Origin of the sequence: Streptomyces sp. NPDC057428 (genome assembly GCF_042803195.1) — a bacterium.
Lineage (GTDB): Bacteria > Actinomycetota > Actinomycetes > Streptomycetales > Streptomycetaceae > Streptomyces.
Genome location: NZ_JBHVCT010000018.1, coordinates 49,327 through 69,422 on the forward strand (window position 1 = coordinate 49,327; position 20,096 = coordinate 69,422).

General features: G+C 72.2%; 16 protein-coding genes, 1 tRNA gene and 3 pseudogenes. 11 read left to right on the forward strand and 9 right to left on the reverse strand.

What is annotated here, in order from left to right; genetic code table 11:
• Positions 1-13 precede the first annotated feature (13 nt).
• The 4 genes and pseudogenes from ACFU5K_RS10135 to ACFU5K_RS10150 all read right to left on the reverse strand — a co-directional run bounded on the left by ACFU5K_RS10135 (position 14) and on the right by ACFU5K_RS10150 (position 4,236).
• Entirely contained in the window at positions 14-1,012 is a 999-nt protein-coding gene (locus tag ACFU5K_RS10135) for a carbohydrate ABC transporter permease (protein WP_384058765.1), read from the reverse strand.
• A 170-nt stretch (positions 1,013-1,182) separates the two neighbouring features.
• Positions 1,183-2,505 carry an ABC transporter substrate-binding protein gene (locus ACFU5K_RS10140; RefSeq protein ID WP_384058767.1) on the reverse strand — a complete coding sequence of 441 codons (1,323 nt, stop codon included), beginning with the start codon at positions 2,503-2,505 and terminating at the stop codon, positions 1,183-1,185.
• Between the two features lie 612 nt (positions 2,506-3,117).
• Positions 3,118-3,535, reverse strand: a pseudogene (locus ACFU5K_RS10145) (two-component sensor histidine kinase); the annotation flags it as partial.
• Positions 3,532-4,236 (reverse strand): response regulator transcription factor, encoded by a 705-nt coding sequence (locus ACFU5K_RS10150; protein WP_384058769.1) that lies wholly within the window; start codon positions 4,234-4,236, stop codon positions 3,532-3,534. The pseudogene ACFU5K_RS10145 and the gene ACFU5K_RS10150, both read right to left, overlap by 4 nt.
• 135 nt (positions 4,237-4,371) lie before the next feature.
• Between ACFU5K_RS10150 and ACFU5K_RS10155 the strand changes: the two genes are divergently transcribed.
• Positions 4,372-4,524, forward strand: coding sequence for a hypothetical protein (locus ACFU5K_RS10155; protein ID WP_384058771.1), 153 nt, complete (start codon positions 4,372-4,374; stop codon positions 4,522-4,524).
• A 6-nt stretch (positions 4,525-4,530) separates the two neighbouring features.
• On the opposite strand, the gene ACFU5K_RS10160 is transcribed toward ACFU5K_RS10155, so the two are convergent.
• Entirely contained in the window at positions 4,531-5,418 is an 888-nt protein-coding gene (locus ACFU5K_RS10160; protein WP_384058772.1) for a spermidine synthase, read from the reverse strand.
• An 89-nt stretch (positions 5,419-5,507) separates the two neighbouring features.
• The gene (locus ACFU5K_RS10165) at positions 5,508-5,879 is read right to left on the reverse strand and encodes a hypothetical protein (protein WP_384058774.1); all 372 of its coding nucleotides are present in this window, start codon (positions 5,877-5,879) and stop codon (positions 5,508-5,510) included.
• Positions 5,880-6,121: 242 nt separating this feature from the next.
• Here ACFU5K_RS10165 and ACFU5K_RS10170 point away from each other — a divergent pair, with 242 nt between their 5' ends.
• The gene (locus ACFU5K_RS10170) at positions 6,122-7,477 is read left to right on the forward strand and encodes a tetratricopeptide repeat protein (protein ID WP_384058775.1); all 1,356 of its coding nucleotides are present in this window, start codon (positions 6,122-6,124) and stop codon (positions 7,475-7,477) included.
• Positions 7,478-7,567: 90 nt separating this feature from the next.
• On the opposite strand, the gene ACFU5K_RS10175 is transcribed toward ACFU5K_RS10170, so the two are convergent.
• Positions 7,568-8,164, reverse strand: coding sequence for a histidine phosphatase family protein (locus tag ACFU5K_RS10175; RefSeq protein WP_384058777.1), 597 nt, complete (start codon positions 8,162-8,164; stop codon positions 7,568-7,570).
• A gap of 362 nt (positions 8,165-8,526) precedes the next feature.
• Here ACFU5K_RS10175 and ACFU5K_RS10180 point away from each other — a divergent pair, with 362 nt between their 5' ends.
• The 8 genes and pseudogenes from ACFU5K_RS10180 to ACFU5K_RS10215 form a co-directional block, all read left to right on the forward strand.
• Entirely contained in the window at positions 8,527-9,474 is a 948-nt protein-coding gene (locus tag ACFU5K_RS10180) for a phosphatase PAP2 family protein (RefSeq protein WP_384058779.1), read from the forward strand.
• On the forward strand, positions 9,371-10,555 hold the full coding sequence (locus ACFU5K_RS10185) for a hypothetical protein (RefSeq protein ID WP_384058780.1): 1,185 nt from the start codon (positions 9,371-9,373) through the stop codon (positions 10,553-10,555). The genes ACFU5K_RS10180 and ACFU5K_RS10185 overlap by 104 nt, the downstream gene beginning before the upstream one ends.
• Positions 10,546-12,156 carry a hypothetical protein gene (locus tag ACFU5K_RS10190; protein WP_384058782.1) on the forward strand — a complete coding sequence of 537 codons (1,611 nt, stop codon included), beginning with the start codon at positions 10,546-10,548 and terminating at the stop codon, positions 12,154-12,156. Before ACFU5K_RS10185 ends, ACFU5K_RS10190 begins: the two co-directional genes overlap by 10 nt.
• Positions 12,153-13,487 carry an AAA domain-containing protein gene (locus ACFU5K_RS10195; RefSeq protein ID WP_384058784.1) on the forward strand — a complete coding sequence of 445 codons (1,335 nt, stop codon included), beginning with the start codon at positions 12,153-12,155 and terminating at the stop codon, positions 13,485-13,487. The genes ACFU5K_RS10190 and ACFU5K_RS10195 overlap by 4 nt, the downstream gene beginning before the upstream one ends.
• A 73-nt stretch (positions 13,488-13,560) precedes the next feature.
• The gene (locus ACFU5K_RS10200) at positions 13,561-13,902 is read left to right on the forward strand and encodes a hypothetical protein (RefSeq protein ID WP_384058786.1); all 342 of its coding nucleotides are present in this window, start codon (positions 13,561-13,563) and stop codon (positions 13,900-13,902) included.
• Between the two features lie 174 nt (positions 13,903-14,076).
• On the forward strand, positions 14,077-14,763 hold the full coding sequence (locus tag ACFU5K_RS10205; RefSeq protein ID WP_384058787.1) for a hypothetical protein: 687 nt from the start codon (positions 14,077-14,079) through the stop codon (positions 14,761-14,763).
• A tRNA-Lys gene (locus tag ACFU5K_RS10210) sits at positions 14,754-14,827 on the forward strand. The genes ACFU5K_RS10205 and ACFU5K_RS10210 overlap by 10 nt, the downstream gene beginning before the upstream one ends.
• Positions 14,828-15,105: 278 nt before the next feature.
• A pseudogene (locus tag ACFU5K_RS10215) lies at positions 15,106-15,837 on the forward strand (S8 family serine peptidase); the annotation flags it as partial.
• 302 nt (positions 15,838-16,139) lie between these two features.
• Here ACFU5K_RS10215 and ACFU5K_RS10220 read toward each other — a convergent pair.
• Both ACFU5K_RS10220 and ACFU5K_RS10225 read right to left on the reverse strand, forming a co-directional pair.
• Positions 16,140-16,331, reverse strand: a pseudogene (locus tag ACFU5K_RS10220) (acyl-CoA dehydrogenase family protein); the annotation flags it as partial.
• 178 nt (positions 16,332-16,509) lie between these two features.
• Positions 16,510-17,751, reverse strand: a complete 1,242-nt coding sequence (locus ACFU5K_RS10225; protein ID WP_384058829.1) for a M6 family metalloprotease domain-containing protein — start codon at positions 17,749-17,751, stop codon at positions 16,510-16,512.
• A gap of 401 nt (positions 17,752-18,152) precedes the next feature.
• On the opposite strand from ACFU5K_RS10225, the gene ACFU5K_RS10230 reads away from it, so the two are divergent.
• Positions 18,153-19,991 carry a putative bifunctional diguanylate cyclase/phosphodiesterase gene (locus tag ACFU5K_RS10230; RefSeq protein WP_384058789.1) on the forward strand — a complete coding sequence of 613 codons (1,839 nt, stop codon included), beginning with the start codon at positions 18,153-18,155 and terminating at the stop codon, positions 19,989-19,991.
• Positions 19,992-20,096: the final 105 nt, after the last annotated feature.

Sequence of the window (20,096 nt, forward strand, 5' to 3'; positions counted from 1 at the left end):
GAATCGCTCCCCGTCAGGCCGCGGTCTTGCGCACGAAGCGCCCGATGAGCCAGTTGATCGCGGCAATGAGCAGCAGCAGGACGAGCATGGCCCAGGCGACCGCGGCGGCCGGACCGAGGTGCCCGAGGTTCCAGCCGTAGTTGTAGAGGTAGATGCTGAGGGTCTCGTACTGGTGCTCGGTGCCGCCCTGAGCTCCGATCTGACCGCCCTCGAGCAGCAGCGGCTCACCGAACAGCTGCATGGACCCGATGGTCGAGATGACGATCGTGAAGAGGATCGTCGGCCGGAGCGAAGGGATCGTCACGTTACGGAACTGCTGCCAGCGCGAGGCCCCGTCGAGCGATGCCGCCTCGTAGAGGTCGGACGGGACCGCCTGCATCGCAGCCAGGTAGATCAGCGTGTTGTAGCCGGTCCAGCGCCAGATGACGATGATGGCGATGGCGATGTTGGACGACCAGTGGCCGTTGGCCCAGTTCGTCTCGCCGGCGCCGAAGAAGCCCAGCACCCAGTTCAGCAGCCCGCCGTCGGCCCGGAACACCAGGGCGAAGACCAGGGCCGCCGACGCGACCGAGGTGGCGTAGGGCGTCAGGATCACGGTGCGCCAGAAGGTGCTGGCCCGCAGTTTGTAGTTCAGCAGATGGGCCAGACCCAGCGCGATCATCAGCTGCGGCACGGTGGATATGACGCCGATGACGAAGGTGTTGGTGACCGCGGTCCAGAACTCCGAGTCCTGGAGGATGTTGGCGAAGTTCTGCCAGCCGACCCATTGGCTCTGGTCGAGGCTGGTCAGCTCCACCCTGTGGAGTGCTATCCAGCCGGTGTAGATGAGGGGGTAGAGCCCGAAGGCTCCGAAGACGAGAAAGAAGGGCGCGATGTACGCGTAAGGCGATGCCTTGTCGTCGAAGCGCCACAGCCGGCTGCGCCACGCCTGACGTGCGGGGGTCATGGGCTTGGGGGCGCGCCGGCCTGGCCGGGAGCCGTGCGCACCCCGGGTGGGGGTTGTGGTTGCCACAGGTGGGAGTCCTTCCCTGAGGTGTGTGCCGACACCACGGGGCAGGGCCGGACCTCTGGTCGGGTTCGGTGGGGTGTCGGAGACGGTGCGCGGTGCCGGTGCGGGAACCGGCACCGGAGCGGGCCGACCGTGACGCCGGTAGGCGTCCCGGAGGCCCGCACCGGCGAAGATCAGCCGATCACCTTGTCGATGGCCTCGGTCGCGGCCTTCCAGGCGTCGTCCGGCTTGGTGCCGCGCTGCTCCATGTTGTTGATCTGGGTGGAGATGGTGTCCTTGATGACGCCGTCCTTCGGGCCGAGCACGGCCGCCGGGATGACCTGGGCCTCGTCGGCGTAGATCTCACCGATGGGGGCGTTGTTGAAGTACTCCAGCTTGGCGCTCTTCACGTCGGGGAGCTCGTAGGCGCCCTTGTTGGACGGGAAGAGACCGGCCGCCTTGAAGACGGCCGCCTGCTGCTCCGGCGCGGTCAGCCACTTGACGAGCTCACCGGCCTCCTTGACGTGCTTGCCCTTCGCGGGCACGGAGAGGAACGAACCACCCCAGTTCGCGGCAGTCTGACCCGGGGTGCGAGCGATGTCCCACTTGCCCTTGAACTCGTCACCAGCGTAGGTGGAGATCTGCGCCGCCATCCATGCGGGGCAGGCCACGGTGGCGATGCTGCCCTTGCGCAGGGCCGCCTGCCACGGCGGGCTGAACTGGGCCAGGCCCTGGGTCAGCTTCTTGTCGACGGCCTCGGTGGCGAGCTTCCAGCCCGCCTTGACGCCGGCGCTGTCCTTGTAGATCGCCTTGCCGTCCTTGGAGTAGTACTGCTCCGAGTCCGAGCTGACCACGCCGTTGTACATGGCGCTGGCGGAGTCCATGAAGAACGTGCCCTTGGGGGCCTTCGCCTTGTACGCCTCACCGAGCGCGAGGTAGTCCTTCCAGCCGCCGGAGAACTTCGCGGCGACCTCGGCGCGGTCGGACGGCAGTCCGGCCTGTTCGAACAGGTCGCGGCGGTAGCAGATCGACATCGGACCGATGTCGGTGCCGGCGCCTATGACCTTGCCCTCGTCGGTGCTCGCCTGCAGCGCCTTCCAGTTGACCCACTGCGCGGGGTCGACGACCTTGGAGAGGTCGGCGAAGGCGTCCGCCTTGGTGTCGACGAGCTCCTTCACCCGGCCGACCTCGATGCCCTGCACGTCGGCCAGCCCGCTGCCCGTGTTGAGCTGCTGGAGGAACTTGGGGTAGTAGACCTTCTCGTCGGCCGTGACGTTTTCCTTGACCGTGATGTTCGGGTGGAGCTCGTGGTACTTCGCGAAGAGCCCCGCCTCCTTGTAGCCGAACTGTCCGAAGTCGGCGACGGTCAGGGTGATGTTCCCGTTCGCGTCGGCCGCGTCCGAATCCGATCCCGAGTCGCTGCAGCCCGTCATCAGCAGGGCGGCGGCCGCGAGGCCCGTGGTGGCCATGACGGCGGTTCTGCGGCTTCGACCTGCGACGGTGCGGGTGATGCGCATTCCACTACTCCTTGTTCCAGGGTGGGACTGGCGTTCGTGCTCGGCATACGCGCTGGTGGTGCGGGTGCCAGTGGTACGGAGAGGACATGGGCGGTGCCGTCCCCGTACGAGCGAAAGACCTCGATCGTTATGGGAGCGCTCCCATGCGCTGATGCCGGAAGATTGCTTCCTTGAAGGGGTGGGTGTCAAGAGTTGAAGACGCTTCCGTTGCCCGAGTGTGTCCTGCACGTCACGCGAACGTGTCCGGCCGAAGACTTGTTTTTTCCCTGCACGCCCTGCATTCCCCGCACGTAGCCATCCCCATCACCGCAGGTCAGGGGGGTTCGAGCGGGAATTCAGCCGTACGGGGCCCGCCCGGGCGGGCCCCCGGTGGCGCGGATCGTGGTGCCGGGGCCCGAAGGGCGCCGCCCGCGCCCGTCATCCGGAGCGGGCCCGCCGGAAGATGAACGGGGCGAGCGCGTTGTCGGCGCGAAGGGCGGCCCGCGGGGGTTTCCGCGTTACTTCCCCGAACTCCACCACGCGCGGCCGGACGGTTCCGCTTGCGCCTGTCGGGGGCCCCGGCCGGTTGTGGAGGTGTAGGCCGGATCGACGGCCACGATGGACAGGTCCATCCTCCCCCAGGTCCTGCGCTGCGCCGGCGAGGCGCTGGGCGGACTCGACCATGCGTACGCCGAGCCGGTCGGCGACGGCCACCGAGCCGACGATCAGCGCGATGCCCACACCGGCGAGCACCAGCCATGCGGTGCCGACCCCGTTGGACACGTCGTCGTCGGCGACGAAGACCTCCACGACGGCGATACCCCCCGAGCCCGGTGCGGTGGGCTGGAGCAGGACGGAGCCGCCGCGCACCTCGGCGATCGACGCGCGGCCCGCCGTGCCCACGGTCCCGACGTCCTCACGGGTGGCCCGGCGGGTGCCGATCTCCAGGCGCGTGCCGCCCGGTTCGGTCGCGGGGACGTGTACGGCGAGCCACGGCGATCACGACCATGGCGGTGACGGCCAGACAGACCTTGACCAGCGCCCATCTCATACGGGCTGTCCCGGCGCCGGCGGTTCGAGTTTGACGCCGACGCCGCGCAGGGTGTGCAGGTAGCGGGGCCGGGCGGCCGTCTCGCCCAGCTTGCGCCGCAGCCAGGACAGGTGGACGTCGATGGTCTGTTCGTCGCCGTACGACTGCTGCCAGACCTCGGCCAGCAGCTCACGGCGCGGCACGACGACGCCGGGGCGCCCCGCGAGGAAGGCCAGCAGGTCGAACTCCCGCCGGGTCAGGTCCAGCGCGGTGCCGTCCAGTTCGGCCTGTCGTCGCAGCGGGTCGATGGAGAGCCCGCCGGCCTGGATGACGCGCGGGGGCGACGCCTGGCCCGCGGGTCCACGGGTGCGTCGCAGCACGGCGGCCATCCGGGCGGAGAGGTGCTCCACCGAGAACGGCTTGGTCAGGTAGTCGTCGGCTCCGTCGTTGAGCAGCCGTACGATCTCGGCCTCGTCGTCCCGTACCGTCGCGATGATCACGGGTACGTCGGTGATGGACCGCAGCATCTTCAGCGCCTCGGCGCCGTCGAGGTCGGGGAGCCCGAGGCCGAGGATGACCACGTCGAAGCGGAAGTGCGCGACCTCACGCAGCGCTTCGAGCGCGGACCCGACGCTGCGCACCGCGTGGGAGGCCTCGGTCAGGTGCCGGATGAGGGCGGAACGTACGAACTGGTCGTCCTCGACCAGAAGCACACTAGGCATGCGCCGCACCGTAACCCATGCGGAGGGACCCGGCCCGTCCGGGACAGCGCCGGGGCGGGTGGTGCAGGATGTGCCCGCTACCCGACGCGCGGCGGACGGGTCGTCCTGGAACTGAAGGACGACCGAGCGACGTTGGTGTCGGCCACACCGGAGCAGAACTGGTCGATGCAGGTGTGGACGAACCCGGAGTGGATCCGGGTGGACTTCAGCGACGGAGCGCGCGCGACGGTCTCCGTGTTCCGCACGTGGAACGGCCACCCGCCGGTCGTGGAGACCGTGGACCGGTGAGCGCGTTCAGGAGAAGGCGCCGGGCGGCGGAGCCGGGGAGGCCTTGGCCTCGGCGTCGGTGACGACGGCGGCGCCGCCGGTGAAGTCGGCGAGCACCCGGCCGTGTTCGACACGGCCGGGATGCGGATCACCGGCGACCCGGCGGGTCAGTTCGGCGACGGCGATCGGCAGGTCGGAGGCGACGAGGACCGCGTTGCCGAATCGGCGGCTGCGCCAGACCGTCGGGTCCGCCGCGAGGGCCAGTTCGGGGAAGAGCGAGGCGGCCGTGGCGATCTGGCCGCGCAGGTGGGCGAGTGGCGGGCCGTCGGCGAGGTTGGCGGCGTACTGGCCGCCGGGCTTCAGCACCCGGCGTACCTCGGCGAGGAACTCGGCGGATGTGAGGTGCGCGGGGGTCCTGGCGCCGCTGAAGACGTCGGCGATCACCAGGTCCGCCCAGCCGTCCTGGATCTTGCCGAGCCCCTCGCGGGCGTCCATGGAGCGGACCCGTATCCGGGCCTGGGGATCGAGGGGCAGTTCGCGGCGGACGAACTGGACGAGGGGCGCGTCCAGTTCGACGATCTGCTGGGTGGAGCGGGGGCGGCTCGCGGCGATGTAGCGGGCGAGGGTGAACGCCCCGCCGCCCAGGTGGACCGCCTGGAGGGGACGTCCGGGGGGCGCGGCGAGGTCGATGACGTGGCCGAGCCGCCGCTGGTACTCGAAGGAGAGGTACGCGGGATCGTCCAGGTCCACATGGGACTGCGGGGCACCGTCCAGGAGCAGCGTCCACGCGCGCGGGCGCTCACGGTCGGGGACGAGTTCGGCGAGGCCGCCGTCCACCGTCTCGGTGACGGGCTCCTGCCCGCGCTCGGACCGCTTGCGGTCGCCCGCACCCCTGGCCACTCCTCGACGTCCCACGCGCGCTCATCCTCGTTCACCGGGTCCGGGCCGGTCACCTGGGATGTCCGGCTACGGGCGGAGGATCCGCCCACCCGTTCATTGTGGCCTCAGCGGCAGTTGTCGGCCGCCTCGATGAGCCGGGCCGCCTGGTCGAGGGCGGCCCGCAGGACCGCGGGGTCGGTGACCGGGGCCTCCGCGGCCGGCGGGAGGAGCCAGCCGCCGCCGGTGACGGGCGGCTCGGCGGGGACGCGCAGCCCGCGGCCGTCCGTCCGCGTACAGGCGCTGCCGGGTACGTCCCACGCCTCGGCGGTTCCCGGCGGCACGATGAAGCCGAGGACGGCACACGCCCCGTCGTGCAGGACGGGGCCGACGGCCTCGTGGTCCGAGCCCCTGCGCAGGATGTCCACGGCTTCCAGCCCCTGACGTGCCGGGACGGTCACCAGGTCGCACGGTGTGGATTCCGAGTCCGTGTGCGGCAAGGGAACCCCTCCTTCTCGTCTCGAGACCGGGCCACGCCCCGTCGCCACATGGACCAACGCGCCGACGGCGTCAAGGGCTACGGCGGCACGCCGCCGCAAAGGGTGGCAGTTCATGGCGGATCACGGGCGAGATGTCCGGTTTATGGGCAAACGCAGCGTGCGGGCTCCGTCACAGCGGGTACGTTCTTGCTCCGCCGGGACACCGGAAGCAGGAGCCCGGCTGCGCAAGAGAGGGCCCCGCCATGGTGTCGACACGGGCAGTTCCCAACCTCGCCTTCCGGAGGCTGCGCGCACAGCGCTCCGCCGGGGAGTTCGCGGCAGCGGTCCGCAGGGCCGCCCGCGAGATCGGTGAACAGGTCGCGTGCGACGCCCGGTACATCGGACGGGTGGAGTCCGGCGAGATCCGCTGCCCCAACTACGCGTACGAACGGGTGTTCCTGCACATGTTCCCCGGGTCGACCCTGGCGGACCTGGGCTTCGCGGACCGCGAGAGCGTGCGCGGCCGGGGGGCCCGCAGGGCGTCCGTACCCCCTCCCACCACACCCCCCACGCTCGACAGTGACATCTACGAGGAGAGCGACGTGCTGCGTCGCGTGTTCATGACCAGCGGTACCGCCACGGTGGCTGCCGCGTCCCTGGGCCTGGGCGGCCGGTCCGCCGCGGCGGGCCCCCTCGGCGCCCCCGCCCAGCGCCGGGTCGGCGAGGCCGAGGTCAGCGCCGTCGAGAAGGCGGTCCGCCAGATCCGCCTGCTGGACGACCGGCACGGCGCGGACGGGCTCTACCGCCGCGCCTCCCAGCCGTTGCGGGCCGCGTACGCACTGCTCGACTCGGGGACGGCGAGCCGCCGCAGCACCGTCGACCGGCTGCACGCCGGCGCCGGTGAGCTGGCGATCTCGGTGGGCTGGCTTGCCCACGACTCGGGGCGCTTCGACGACGCCCGCTCCCATTACGCGGAGGCGCTCGCCACGGCCCGGCTCGCCGGGGACGCGGCGCTGGAGGCGCACGCGTTCTGCAACGCCTCGTTCCTGGCCCGCGACACGGGCCGGGCTCGGGAGGCGGTCCGCGCGGCCGAGGCCGGGCAGCGCGCGGCCGGCCCGCTCGGCTCACCGCGGCTGTCGGCCCTCCTGGCGCTGCGGGAGGCGGGCGCCCGGGCATGGCTCGGGGACCGCACGGGCTGCGAACAGGCGATCGGCCGGGCCCGTACGGCGTTCGAGCGCGGGCCGTGCGACGCGGACCCGGAGTGGATGACCTTCTTCCGCGAGGCCGAGCTCGAACTGCTGGAGGCGCAGTGCTGGTCGGCCCTGGGCGACTGGCCGAGGGCGGCGCGCCACGCCCGGCGGGCCACTCGGCTGCAGGACCCGCACTTCACCCGGAACCTCGCGCTGTACCGGGCCCAGCTGGCCGGTGACCTGGCGCGCGCGGGCACGGCGGACGAGGCGGCGGCCGCGGGACACCAGGTGCTGGATCTGCTCGACCGGGTCCAGTCCTCCCGCATCAGGGGGATGCTGGCGAGCGCCGTACGCGTGCTGAGGCCGCGCGGCGGTCCGGAGGTGACGGCCCTGCTGGCCCGTTACGAGGAGCTGCCGCCCGGCGCCTGAACGCCCCGCCCGCGCGCCGGGACCGGGACCGGGCGCGGGCCGCGCTTCGGCCCGCACCCCGGAGGGCCGCACGTCACAGGCCGGATGCCGCTACCGGTCCAGGTGACCCGTGTCGTTCCAGCGTTCCAGGGCGGGGAGGCCGTACGCCCAGCCGAGCACCGACAGCGAGGTCGGCTCCAGGCGGATCCGCGCGGCGAAGGACACGTCCTCGCCCAGCCAGCGCGCGCCCAGCGCCCGCAGGATGTGCCCGTGGGCGAAGACGAGGACGTCACGTTCGGCGGACCGCGCCCACGCCACGACCTCGTCGGCACGGGCCGTCAGCTCAGCCAGGGTCTCGCCGCCGGGCACCCCGTCGCGCCAGATGAGCCAGTCGGGCCGGTCCGCCTTGATCTGCGCGGGGGTCAGGCCCTCGTAGTCGCCGTAGTCCCACTCCATGAGCGCGTCCCACGGCTCGGCCCGGTCGCCGAAACCCGCGAGTCCGCACGTCTCGGCGGCCCGCACGAGCGGGCTGGTCCGCACCTCCACCCCGGGCAGGCCTCCCCAGGGCTGCCGGTGCAGCCGCTCGCCGAGCAGCTTGGCGCCCTCGCGGCCGGTGTCGAGGAGGGGGATGTCGGTCCTGCCGGTGTGATTGCCCTGCACCGACCACTGTGTCTGGCCGTGCCGGGCGAGCAGGATGCGCGGCGCCATACGGCTCTCCCTGAGAACTTGAGATCCGATGATCCGGGGACCCTGGGATCTGACGGGTCCGGGACAGCGGCGTCCGGGACAGCTTCGCGGCGGCGATCGCGGGCAACCGGTTGGTGACGGATGCGGGCAAGGGCCCCGCTCCATCATCGCTCACATGCTTCACGGGCAACCTGCGGGGCGGTGTCCGCGTCCCTTACCGAGCGTGCGTGCTGGGCGGCGCGACGGGGCAAAGCTTGCCGGGAGGGGCACTAGCACGTGCAGGGACGTTCGCAAGGGACGCCCCCCGGGGGAGAACAAGGCCCACGACCGCCGTACGGTTGAACGCCCGCCGTCGACCGCATGAAACTGGGGAGAGCTACCGGATGCCGCACGCCACCACCGCGACACCGTCCTGTGGCCCTCGGCCCCGCTGGTGGACGGAGCTCCCGCTGATAGCGGTGGTGTACGGGCTGTACTCGGTGGGACGGCTCCTGGTCACACAGGACGTGCCGGCGGCCGTGGAGCACGGGCTCGCGATACTCCGCCTGGAGAAGGCACTCCACCTCAACGCCGAGCACCCCCTCAACCGGCTGCTCACCGCCCACCCCGCCCTCGGCATACCCGCCGACTTCGCGTACGCCTCACTGCACTACCTCGTCACCCCGGCCGTGCTGATCTGGATCTTCCGGCGCCGCACCGCGGCCTATCGCGCGGCCCGCACCTGGCTGATGACCTCCACGCTCCTCGGGCTCGTCGGCTTCACGCTGATGCCGACCTGCCCTCCCCGGCTGCTCGACGCCCACCACGGTTTCGTCGACACGATGGCCCAGTACAGCGCGTACGGCTGGTGGGGCGCCGGCGCGAGCGCCCCGCGCGGACTCAGCGGGATGACCAACCAGTACGCGGCGATGCCGAGCCTGCACGTGGGCTGGGCCCTGTGGTGCGGCGTGCTGCTGTGGCGCCACGGCCGCCACCCCCTCGTCCGGGCGGCCGGCGTCGTCTATCCGCTGCTCACCGTCCTCGTCGTCATGGGCACGGCCAACCACTATTTCCTCGATGCCGTGGCCGGTGCCGCCGTGATGACCGCGGGGGCTCTGCTGACCAGGCCGTTCATGCGGATCGCCGACCGGGTCAAGGACAGGGCCAGGGCCGTGTTCGCCCGGACCCCGGCCATCGCCGCCCCCGTGAAATCCACGATTGTCAGTGACGGATGCAAGACTTCCGCGGGTGAGCGAATACCCGGCAGGCGGACCCCCTCCGCAGATTCCAGCGACGCGAGCACCGGCTTCGCGGCCCAGGCCAGCGACGACGCTCCGGCAGCGGCTCGCTGAGCTGCGCGGGCCGTCCGTCGCGCCGCATCCGCTCGACGCACGCGCCCTCGCCGCGCTCGCCGCGAACCCGGGGTGCAAGCGACGCGCCCTGCTCGACGGCGCGGGCGTCGACAAGGCCGGGCTGGCCACCGCGCTCGGCTCGGGAGCCGCGTTCGGCCAGTCGCAGTTCGCGTTCGTCCGGGGCAACGCCTTCGAGGCGAAGGTCAAGGCCGACGGCGGCACGGAGCTGCTGCGCCTGCTCTTCGAACGCCTCGGCGACGGGGCGGACTCCCCCGGCGAGGCCTCGGTGCCCGACCTGACGGCCGCCGGCCCCGAAGGACGCGCCGCGCGCACCGCGCTGGCCCTGCGCGAGGCCACCGAAGCGGGCGACTGGGCGCTGCTGGACCATCCGATGCTGGCCCTGGAGGTGGCGGGCTCCCCCGCCTATCTCGAACCCGACGCCGTGGTGGTGCACCCTGATGGCACCTGGACGGTCGTCGAGATCAAGTCCTTCCCCATGATCGACAGCTCGGCGGATGCCGCGAAGGTCGGTGCGGCCGCGCGCCAGTCCGCCGTCTACGTCCTCGCGCTGGAGCGGGTCGCCGCGGTGACCGAGGGCGCCCGGGTCGGGCACCGGGTCCTGCTGGTCTGCCCCAAGGACTTCTCCAACCTGCCGACCGCCTCGGTCGTGGACGTGCGCAAGCAGCGCGCCGTCACCCTCCGCCAGCTGGCCCGGCTCACCCGCGTCGAGGACATCGCGGCGGCCCTTCCCGAGGGCACGACCTTCGCCCCGGACCGCACCCCCGGGGAACTCGGCAGCGCGGTGGAGGCGGTCCCCGCGGCGTACGCCCCGGAGTGCCTCGCCGCCTGCGAGCTGGCCTTCCACTGCCGCGCGAAGGCGCGGGCGCGCGGCGCGGTGGAAGCGCTCGGCCGCGGTGTGCGGGGCGAGCTCGGGGGCCTGACGACGGTCGCCGGGGTACTGGCCGCCGCGGCGGGCAAGGAGGGCGACCCCGCGGACCCGACGGTCGCGGCCCTGCGCCGGGCCGCCGCGCTGCGGGCCGAAGCCCTCCAGAGCGTGAGGGGCGGCGCCGCATGTCGCTGATCACCACGCTGGCCCGGCTGGAGGCGGTGGACAGCGGGCGTGCCCAGCCGCTGGCCACCGTGCGCCACCGCCACCTGACCGACGGGCCGCTCGTGCTGGTGCCGTTGACCACCGCCGGTGAGGCCGGCGCCCCGCTCGGCGCACTCGTCGGCACGGACCGCACGGCGCCCCGGCTGCTGGTGGTGGCGCAGCCGCGCGACCGCGACCTGCGGTTCGCCTTCCTCGCCGAACTCGCCGAGGCGGTGCTCCCGCACATCGAGTCCTGCGCCGACGCCGTCGAACCGGCCGAGCGCACAGAGACCGATCCGGAGACCGGCAAGAAGGTCAAGGTCGAGGTCGAACTCTGCTCGGAAGCAGCCCAGTTGGTGGTACCCAGCCGGGCGGGCATCGACTTCGTGCGGCTGCTGGGCCGGTCCATGCGGTTCCGCCGCACGGTGGAGGACGACCCGGACACGCCGTATCCGGTGCCCGCCCGTGTGCCGTTGCTCGGACGCTGGCTGACGCACTACGGCGAGCGGGCCCGGGTCCCCGGTTCCTCGCTGCTGCTCGCCACGACCGATCTGCTCAACCGCCACTGGGCGACGGGGCAGAGCAGCCTGGAGGACCAGCACCTGGGCGCGCTGCTCGCCTGGGTCGACCCGCCGGCCGGCGGGTCCGGGGCCCAGGCGGCGCTGCGGGCGGAGCTGGACCGGGACCCGGCCGGCCAGCTGGTCTGCCCTCCGGCGGGACCGGCGACGGACCCGGCGTTCGACAACAAGCTTCTCGCGCCCGCGATCGAGCGGTTCGACCGGGCGCGCACCGCGTTGGCCGCCGCCGAGGACGGCCCCTCGGCCGACACCCGGCTCGGCGAACTGACCGCCGCCGAAAGGGACATCAGGTCGTTGCTCGCCGGGGTCATGCTGCCCACGTGGGACGCCGTGTGGCGGGGGCTCGACCTGCTGCGGGAGCTGCCGGAGGCGCCGAGGGCCGAGGACCGGTGGACCCGGGACCGCTGGTCCTTCACCGCGCACCGGGACCGCGTTCGGGCGGGCGAGCCCCCGCAGCCCCGCCGCGACGACGCGGTGACGGCGGCGCAGAAGCTGGCATCGCGGGAGACCGCCCAGGCGCAGCTGGACGCCCAGGAGGCTCTGGACGACCCGCTGGTACTGGCTGGGCGCCGGCTCGCGGGCGAGGCGTTCGTCGGAGAGGTGACGGAGGTGCGGATGGCGTACAGCGAGTCGAAGCGGCCGTCACCGCGCCCGCTGGTCACCGTCCGCACCACGGAGCGCCCGCATCTCGGTGAGCGGACCAAGGTGTACCGCTCGCTGGAGGGCAAGCCGCAGACGGCGGAGTTCGCGGGACACACGGACGCCGGGGGTGCCGGGGACGCGGACGCCGTCCACCTCGTCCTGCGGATCACCGACCGCATGGGCCGGGGGAAGGAGCCCGCGCCGGGTTCGCTGCCCGAGCCCGGTGACCGGATCGCCTGGACGCTGTTCGAGCACGACCAGCGGGGCGGCCCGAAGCTGCCGGACCCGGACGACACCCCGTGGACCCACGGCGGCCCGCCCGGCGGGCCGTCGGAGCAGCCCGACCCCGTGACCGCGGAGGACCTCCTGTGACTACCGTTACCGACCCGGGCGCCGCCGCCGCAAGGGCGACCGAGGCGATCCTCGGTGACACCCTGCGCGGCACGTCGCGCGGCATCGTCGTGGACTCACCGCCGGGCGCGGGCAAGTCGACGCTGGTGGTGCGTGCCGCGCTGGAGCTCGCCGCGGCCGGGCGCCCGCTGATGGTGGTCGCGCAGACCAACGCCCAGGTGGACGACCTGGTGCTGCGGCTGGCCGAGAAGGCCCCCGGCCTGCCGGTGGGCCGTCTGCACAGCAGCGACTCCGATCCGTACGACAAGGCGCTGGACGGCCTGGACCACGTACGGAAGTCGGCGAAGGCGGCGGACCTGGCCGGCCTGGACATCGTGATCTCGACGGCGGCCAAGTGGGCCCATGTGAAGAACGTGGAGCCCTGGGGGCACGCGATCGTCGACGAGGCGTACCAGATGCGGTCGGACGCCCTGCTGGCCGTTGCCGGCCTGTTCGAGAGGGCGCTGTTCGTCGGGGACCCGGGGCAGCTGGATCCCTTCTCGATCGTGGGCGCGGACCAGTGGGCAGGTCTCACGTACGACCCGTCGGCGAGCGCCGTCTCGACGCTGCTCGCCCACAACCCGGACCTGCCGCAGCACCGCCTGCCGGTGTCGTGGCGGCTCCCGGCGTCGGCGGCCCCGCTGGTCTCGGATGCCTTCTACCCGTACACGCCCTTCCGCAGCGGTACGGACCACGGCGACCGGCGGCTCTCGTTCGGCGTGCCCTCGGACGGGTCGGGCCCGGACCGGGTGCTCGACGAGGCGGCGGAGTCCGGGTGGGGACTGCTGGAGCTCCCGGCCCGGCACACCCCGCGTACGGATCCGGAGGCGGTGCGAGCGGTGGCCCTGGTGGTCCGCAGGCTGCTGGACCGGGGCGGCGCGTCGACGAGCGAGCGCGGCCCGGATCCGGTCCCGGTGACGGCGGAGCGCGTCGCGGTCGGCACGGCACACCGCGACCAGGCCGCGGCGGTGCGGGCCGCACTGGCGGAGCTGGGCGTGACGGACGTCGCGGTGGACACGGCGAACCGGCTGCAGGGCCGTGAGTTCGACGTCACGGTGGTCCTGCATCCGCTGTCGGGCCGTCCCGACGCGACGGCGTTCCACCTGGAGACGGGCCGGCTGTGTGTGCTCGCCTCGCGGCACCGTCACGCGTGCGTCGTGGTGTGCCGCGAGGGGGTGGCGGACCTGCTGGACGAGCACCCGTCGACGGAGCCGGTCCAGCTGGGCGTCACGGTGAAGTTCCCCGACGGATGGGAGGCCAATCAGGCGGTTCTGGCACACCTCGCCGAGCACCGCGTGCATTGGAAGCCCTGATCCTGGGCAGCGCTCTTGCGCCCGGCTGGACAATGGAAGGTGGCCGTCCGGCCGTACGAGGAGGGAAGACCACATGGCACAACCCGAGCGGGACGAGCGGCAGAGACTGCGTCCGGCGCCGCTGCTCTTCGAGCCGTCGGCGGCGGCAGCCGATCCGGAGCACTTCTTCGACCTGGAGTCGATGGACGATCCGAAGGAGCTCCTGGCCCGCGCGACGGAACTGACGCTGGCCTTCCGGGCGGCGACCGACCGGGCCGTGGAGTTCCAGGCGGTGGCGGCCGCCCAGCTCGCCGATCCGCGCAGGTTCGACCGGCTCACCGCGGCTGACATAGCGGAGCGGGCGGAGTGGACCGAGGACTACGCCAAGAAGATGATCGAGTTCGGCAGATCCCTGCTGGACAACCCCGCGCCCTGACTCCGCCGGCCCTGCGGCCCTGACCGGCCGACCGGTGGGCGGCGGGTCCGGCCGCGTGACGGCGGGTACACCTGTGGCATATGCCGTCGGGCAAGATACTCCGTCCGGGTTCGCCCTGTCCGGCTTTCCGCAACTCTCGGGAGCGGTAGCGTCACGCCGGGTAGACATGACGCCATGAGTGCTTGGCTGAGTGACGAAACGACCTTGCGGACCGGTACCGACCCGGGCCGAGGTGTGGACATCTTCACGCTGCTGCGGGAGCGGACCGACGACCGGGCCGCTCAGGTCACCGCATCTGGGGCCGCCTGGCTGGCCGGCGCCTCGGCCTACCCCCGCAGCACGCTCTCCCGGTGGGAGGCCGGCCCCGGTACCCCGGGCGTACTGCCGTGCGGCACCTCCTTCGACATCGTGAACGTGCCCGCGCTGTTCGGCAGGCGGATGCTGGAGCGGCTCTGGGCGGAGGGCCCCGGCTCCGGCCCGGTCGCCACGCACCGGGGCCGGATGCTGCTGTTCGCTTCGCCCGGCACCGCCCAGCGGCTGCCGTCCCTGCTGGCCTGGGAGGAGTGGGGCACCGGCTCTGGGGACGGCCCCCGGGAGCAGCAGGGCGCCCTGCCCCCCGTGCTCTGCCACGGCACGGGCGACGCGGTCACCGTCCCGCCCCTGGCCGGCGTCGCAGGGGCCGGCGGGCCCCGCTGGGTGGTCGCCCCGGACACCCGGAACCCCTGGCTGCCGGGGCCGGACGTACTGCTGTGGGCCTGCGTACGAGTGGGCAGGTCGGCGGCCCCGTCGACCACCGGGTATTCGATTTTTCCTCCCGCCGATCCGGGTGCTAATGTCTACGACGTCACCAGGCGCCGTTAGCTCAGTTGGTTAGAGCAGCTGACTCTTAATCAGCGGGTCCGGGGTTCGAGTCCCTGACGGCGCACAGACGGAGAAAGCCCTCTCGCGGAAGCGAGGGGGCTTTTTCGTGCGTCCGGCACGGACCCTGCTCGTCCTTCCCCCGCGACCAGGACCGCGGCCACACCCGCAGCGGCGGGTGACGCACAGGTGCCCTTCGAGGCTGCCTGCGGTGCCGCGAAGAAGGGCCAGGCCACCTGCTTCGCCCTGCGGCGTACCGATGTGAAGCCGTCCAAGGGCCTGCGTACGGCGACCGCACCGGGCGGCTTCGGGCCGGCCGACCTGCGTTCGGCCTACAACCTCCCGGTGGGCGGTGGTGCGGGGCAGACCATCGCCGTCGTCGACGCGTTCGACGACCCGACCGCCGAGGACGACCTGGCGGTCTACCGCGAGCAGTACGGCCTGCCCGCGTGCACCACGGACAACGGCTGCTTCAGGAAGGTCGACCAGCGCGGCGGCACCGACTTCCCGCAGCCCGACCCCGATTGGGCCGGGGAGATCTCCCTCGACCTCGACATAGTCTCCGCGGTCGCCCCGAACGCCCACATCCTGCTGGTCGAGGCCGACAGCCCCAGCTTCGAGAACCTCGGCGCCGCCGTGGACACGGCGGTCGAGCTGGGTGCGAAGTTCGTCTCCAACTCCTACGGGACCGACTACCGCTCCGGCAGTGGCGAGGACCCCGCGGACTCGACGGACATGGAAGCCCACTACGACCACCCCGGCGTGGCGATGGTCGCCTCCTCGGGCGACTTCGGATACGGCGTGACCTACCCCGCCGCGTCACCGCACGTGACCGCGGTGGGCGGCACCTCGCTGACCGCCGACAGCGGCACCGAGCGGGGCTGGTCCGAGACCGTCTGGGACGGTTCCGGGTCCGGATGCTCGCTCTACCAGCCGAAGCCCGCCTTCCAGAAGGACACCGGCTGCGAGAACCGGGCGGTCGCCGATGTCGCCGCCGTCGCCGATCCCGCCACCCCCGTCGCCGTGTACCAGACGTACGGTGGCGGCGGCTGGGCGCAGTACGGCGGCACCAGCGCCGGCGCGCCCATCGACTCCCAGCTGATCAGCCCCGCCTTCGACCTCACCGGTACGGCCGATCCCGAGCTCGCCTTCAGCGCCATGTACTGGGCGTTCGGCGACGACGCGATCTCGGCCGACGCGAGTTCCGACGGCGGAGCCACCTGGAAGACCGTGTGGAGGACGACGGCCGGCTTCGGGGACCACGAAAGGGTCGAGGTCCCGCTCACCGGCTTCGCCGGGGAACCCGACGTCCGGGTGCGTTTCCACTTCGTCACCCTCTACCTGATGTTCTCGCCGGGCCTCGGCAATCGCGAGATCACCGCCGCCAGGTCGAGCTTCTTCACGGCGCGGCCCGCCTCGAGGCCCCGGGTGCCGGGCGGCACGATGAACGCCCCCTGCCCGCGCGCGCCGAGGGACGGCTCGACCGAGGCCACCACCACATGGACATCGGCGATACCGCCGTTGGTGATCCACGCCTTCTGGCCCGCGAGCACCCACTCGTCCGCGGCCTCCCGATCCCGCTGTGGAGCTCGTCCTACACCGCGGCGAACGACCAGTTCGTGACGTCACCGACAACGCGCTCACCAACCGGGGCTTCGCCTACGACCCGGAAGCCGGTGCCTGGTCCACCCTGCCGCTGAAGAGGCAGTAGCCACCTCGACGACGGCAGGGCGGGACGACGAGCTACGGTCAGATGCCGGTGGTGACCCGGACCGTCCACGCTCCCGATCTCGTCCGGTCCGCGACCTCGACGCGGACGCGTTCCCCCGGCACGGAGTACCGCTCACCCTCCCGGAGGGGGGCGTCCGCGAGGGGTGGGTAGACCGACCGGTCCCAGCAGGCGTCGGAGCCGGGGTGGGTGTCCAGCACCTCGACCGGCCCGCCGCCGGACGGCGTGGCGTTGCGGATGCGGTAGATGAGCACCCCTTCGGTGCAGGTGGTCCGGTCGTTTCCGGTGGCGCTGCGGGCCTCGATGGCCAGCGCGGTGTCGGTGCCGGTCCTGATGACGGCGAGCCGGGTACCGAGGGACGCGCCGGGCACGGGCACCTCGGCCATGGGTTCCAGGGTGAGGTCGGCGGCGCCCTGCACGCACACGACCTGCCCCCCGCCCAGCCAGCCGAGCTTCCACTTGTGCCAGCCGAACAGATCGGGCGAGAGGCCGAACTGGCTTCCCATCACGTCCCAGTCACCCACGTAGGTGTCCCAGTCGCCCTTGCCGTCCTCGGGCCGGTGGTAGAGGTCCGCCAGGTCGAAGACGTGCCCGGTCTCGTGCGCCAGGACGTTCCGGTCCGGTGGGTGCTCCTCGAAGACGGTGACCACGCGCCGGATGTCCGTGCCGTCGGCCCGCAGCGGCCGGTCGAAGTTGACGACCTTCGTGGCGTCGGAGTCGACTCCGGGCGCGTCCGGGTCGGCCACGAGGTAGACGATGTCGTAGTCCGAGAAGTCGATCCGCTCGTCGGCCGCCGCGATCGCGTCCCGCAGATAGGCGCTGCGCCGCTCGGAGCCCCAGTCCCGCTGTATCCCGTACCAGGTGGAAGGACGGGGCATGCGGATCCACTGTCGCTGGGGATGGGCCCGGAGCTCGAACTTCCCGTACGAGGCGCGCTCGAAGAAGCGGGTGGTGGAGGGGAAGTAGTCGGCGGCCAGCACTTCGGGGGGAACCGCGGGCTCGGAGTCCGGGAACGAGAGGAAGACCATCACCGCGTCGAGGTCGCGGTCGGGGCGCGTGTAGGAGCCGTTCCACGTGTCGAGGCCCAGGGAGTGGTGTGCTCCGGTCCGGGGCAGGGCACACGGTCCCGCGTCGCGCGAGGCCGCCACGGCGGGGCCTGCCACGAGTCCGGTTGCGGCGAGCGCCAGGAGGGAGGTGAGGGCCGCCGCCGCACGGCGCAGACTCGGCCTTCCCGCTCCCCCGGGTCCGTGCTGACGCGGCACATCTACCTCCGGGTGGCGAATGCGGGACTTCTCCTCACCCTGAGCCGGATCGGCCGGGTACGCCCTGTTGTGCTGCCCCACACGGGTCAGGGGTCGCCGTAACCCCGACGAGGTCCACTCACAGAACGTCACATTCACTCACCCGGAAATCCGAAGAGAGCAGATCATCACAGAATCGATCATATCTGCACAAAATGCATGATGAAGCCATGCGAGGGACAGGCCTGGGCCGTGCGCGTGCCATGTGCCCGAAACACCGGGCACGCTGGTACGGCCGGCAGGTCACCCTCTATGCTTCACCTCGTTTTCCCGCGTGTTCGCCGCCTCCGGCGCGGCACGCCAACGAAAAACCCCTGCCGAGCGACAACTGTTCACGACGATCTGCACAGTGGGAGCGAGTGGTGAGCAGAACCCCCGAAGGGCCGGCACCCCGAGCGGGCCTGCCCCCCGGCGTCCGGCCGCCGGAGGTCACGGAACGTGATCATCAGCGGTCCGGTGTCTCCGAGCTGCGCGACTACCGCGCCGCGTTCTCGGCCGCCGCCCTCCCCATGGCCGTGGTCGACACCGCGGGACAGGTCGTCCGGGCGAACAACGCGCTGGGGTGTCTGCTCGGCACCGATCCCGCGGCCCTGGTGCACCGGCCTGCGGCGGAACTCGTCGGCCTCACCTCGGACAGTTCCGCCTGGCGTGCGTACAGCGAGGTGCTCGACGGCAACCGTCCCCGGCTGCGGTGCACCCTGCGGCTCAAGCACGCCGCGGGAAGGCCCCTGTGGGCGGAGGTCACCGTGGTGCCGATGGGGGACCCCGAAACCGGTACGGGCCGTGTGCTGCTGTCCCTCGCCGATGTGAGCGACCGGCGCGAGCTGCGGGAGCGCCTGCGCCATCTGCGCATACACGATCCCGTGACCCGCCTGCCCAACCGCACACTGTTCTTCGAGCGCCTCACGTGCGCCCTGGAGACCACGCCGTCCCACGAGGGTGCCGCGGAGCGGGAGAGCCGGATCGGTCTCTGTTATCTCGACATCGACGGCTTCAAAGCGGTCAACGACACCCTGGGACACCACATCGGCGACCGGCTGCTCGCCGCGGTCGCCGGACGGCTCACCGACTGCGCCGAGGCCGACGCGCACCGCACCGGCAGCCATCTCGTGGCACGCCTGGGCGGTGACGAGTTCGCGATCCTGATCGAGGACTCGGCGGGCACGCACCAGCTCACCGAACTCGCCCGTTCGGTACTCACCGCGCTGCAGCGCCCGTTCGACGTCTCGGGGGCACGGCTTTCGGTGTCCGCGTCGATCGGCGTGGTGGAGCGCGCCTCGGCGGGCACCTCGGCCACCGCCCTGATGCAGGCCGCCGACACCACGCTCTACTGGGCCAAGGCGGACGGCAGGGCCCGCTGGACCCTCTTCGACCCCGAACGCAACGCGCACCGGATGACCCGGCAGTCGCTCTCCTCCACACTCCGGCCCGCCGTCGACCGTGGTGAGTTCACGCTGGAGTACCAGCCGCTGGTCGGCATGGCCGACGAGGTCGTACGAGGTGTCGAGGCCCTGGTCCGCTGGAACCATCCGCGCTTCGGACTGCTGGCCCCGAGCCGGTTCGTGCCGATCGCGGAGGAGGACGGCACCATCGTCGAGCTGGGCCGGTGGGTGCTGCGTACGGCCTGCCGCCAGGCGCGGCGCTGGCAGCTCGAGCACCCGGACGAGTCGCCGTTGTTCATCAGTGTCAACGTCGCCGTGCGCCAGGTCTGGGACTCGGACCTGGTCGCCGATGTCGCGGAGATCCTCGCGGAGACGGGCCTCGACCCCGGGTTGCTGCAGCTGGAGCTGACCGAGTCCGCCGTGATGGGTTCGTCCGGCCGGCCCCTGCGGGTCCTCCAGGCGCTCAGCGACATGGGCGTGCGGATCGCGATCGACGACTTCGGTACCGGCTACTCCAACCTGGCCTATCTCAGCCGTCTGCCCGTCTCCGTACTGAAGCTGGACGGCTCGTTCGTCCGCGGTTTCCGGTACGAGGACGGTGCGCATCCCAGCCCTGCCGACGAGACGATCGTGGAGGCCATGGTGCAGCTCGCGCACCGCCTGGGCCTCACGGTCACCGCGGAGTGCGTGGAGACCTCGGGCCAGGCGGAGCGCCTGCGCCGGATCGGCTGCGACACCGGGCAGGGCTGGCTGTACTCGCGCGCGGTGGCGCCGGAGCGGATCGCGGAACTGATCGGCACCCGGCCCCCGGAGGGCTGAGAGCCTGTCGGGGCGTGACCGCCCGATCAGAGCTCACCCGACAGGCTCTGAGGCTTCCGGAGGGCCTGGGCTCCCGGAAGGCCGGGGCCCGGCGAGCTCCGGGAG

Coding starts and splice junctions, on each gene's coding strand:
- ACFU5K_RS10140 (WP_384058767.1), bottom strand. CDS start 2,505: ATGCGCATCACCCGCACCGTCGCAGGTCGAAGCCGCAGAACCGCCGTC.
- ACFU5K_RS10150 (WP_384058769.1), bottom strand. CDS start 4,236: ATGCCTAGTGTGCTTCTGGTCGAGGACGACCAGTTCGTACGTTCCGCC.
- ACFU5K_RS10170 (WP_384058775.1), top strand. CDS start 6,122: ATGGTGTCGACACGGGCAGTTCCCAACCTCGCCTTCCGGAGGCTGCGC.
- ACFU5K_RS10175 (WP_384058777.1), bottom strand. CDS start 8,164: ATGGCGCCGCGCATCCTGCTCGCCCGGCACGGCCAGACACAGTGGTCG.
- ACFU5K_RS10180 (WP_384058779.1), top strand. CDS start 8,527: ATGCCGCACGCCACCACCGCGACACCGTCCTGTGGCCCTCGGCCCCGC.
- ACFU5K_RS10190 (WP_384058782.1), top strand. CDS start 10,546: ATGTCGCTGATCACCACGCTGGCCCGGCTGGAGGCGGTGGACAGCGGG.
- ACFU5K_RS10200 (WP_384058786.1), top strand. CDS start 13,561: ATGGCACAACCCGAGCGGGACGAGCGGCAGAGACTGCGTCCGGCGCCG.
- ACFU5K_RS10205 (WP_384058787.1), top strand. CDS start 14,077: ATGAGTGCTTGGCTGAGTGACGAAACGACCTTGCGGACCGGTACCGAC.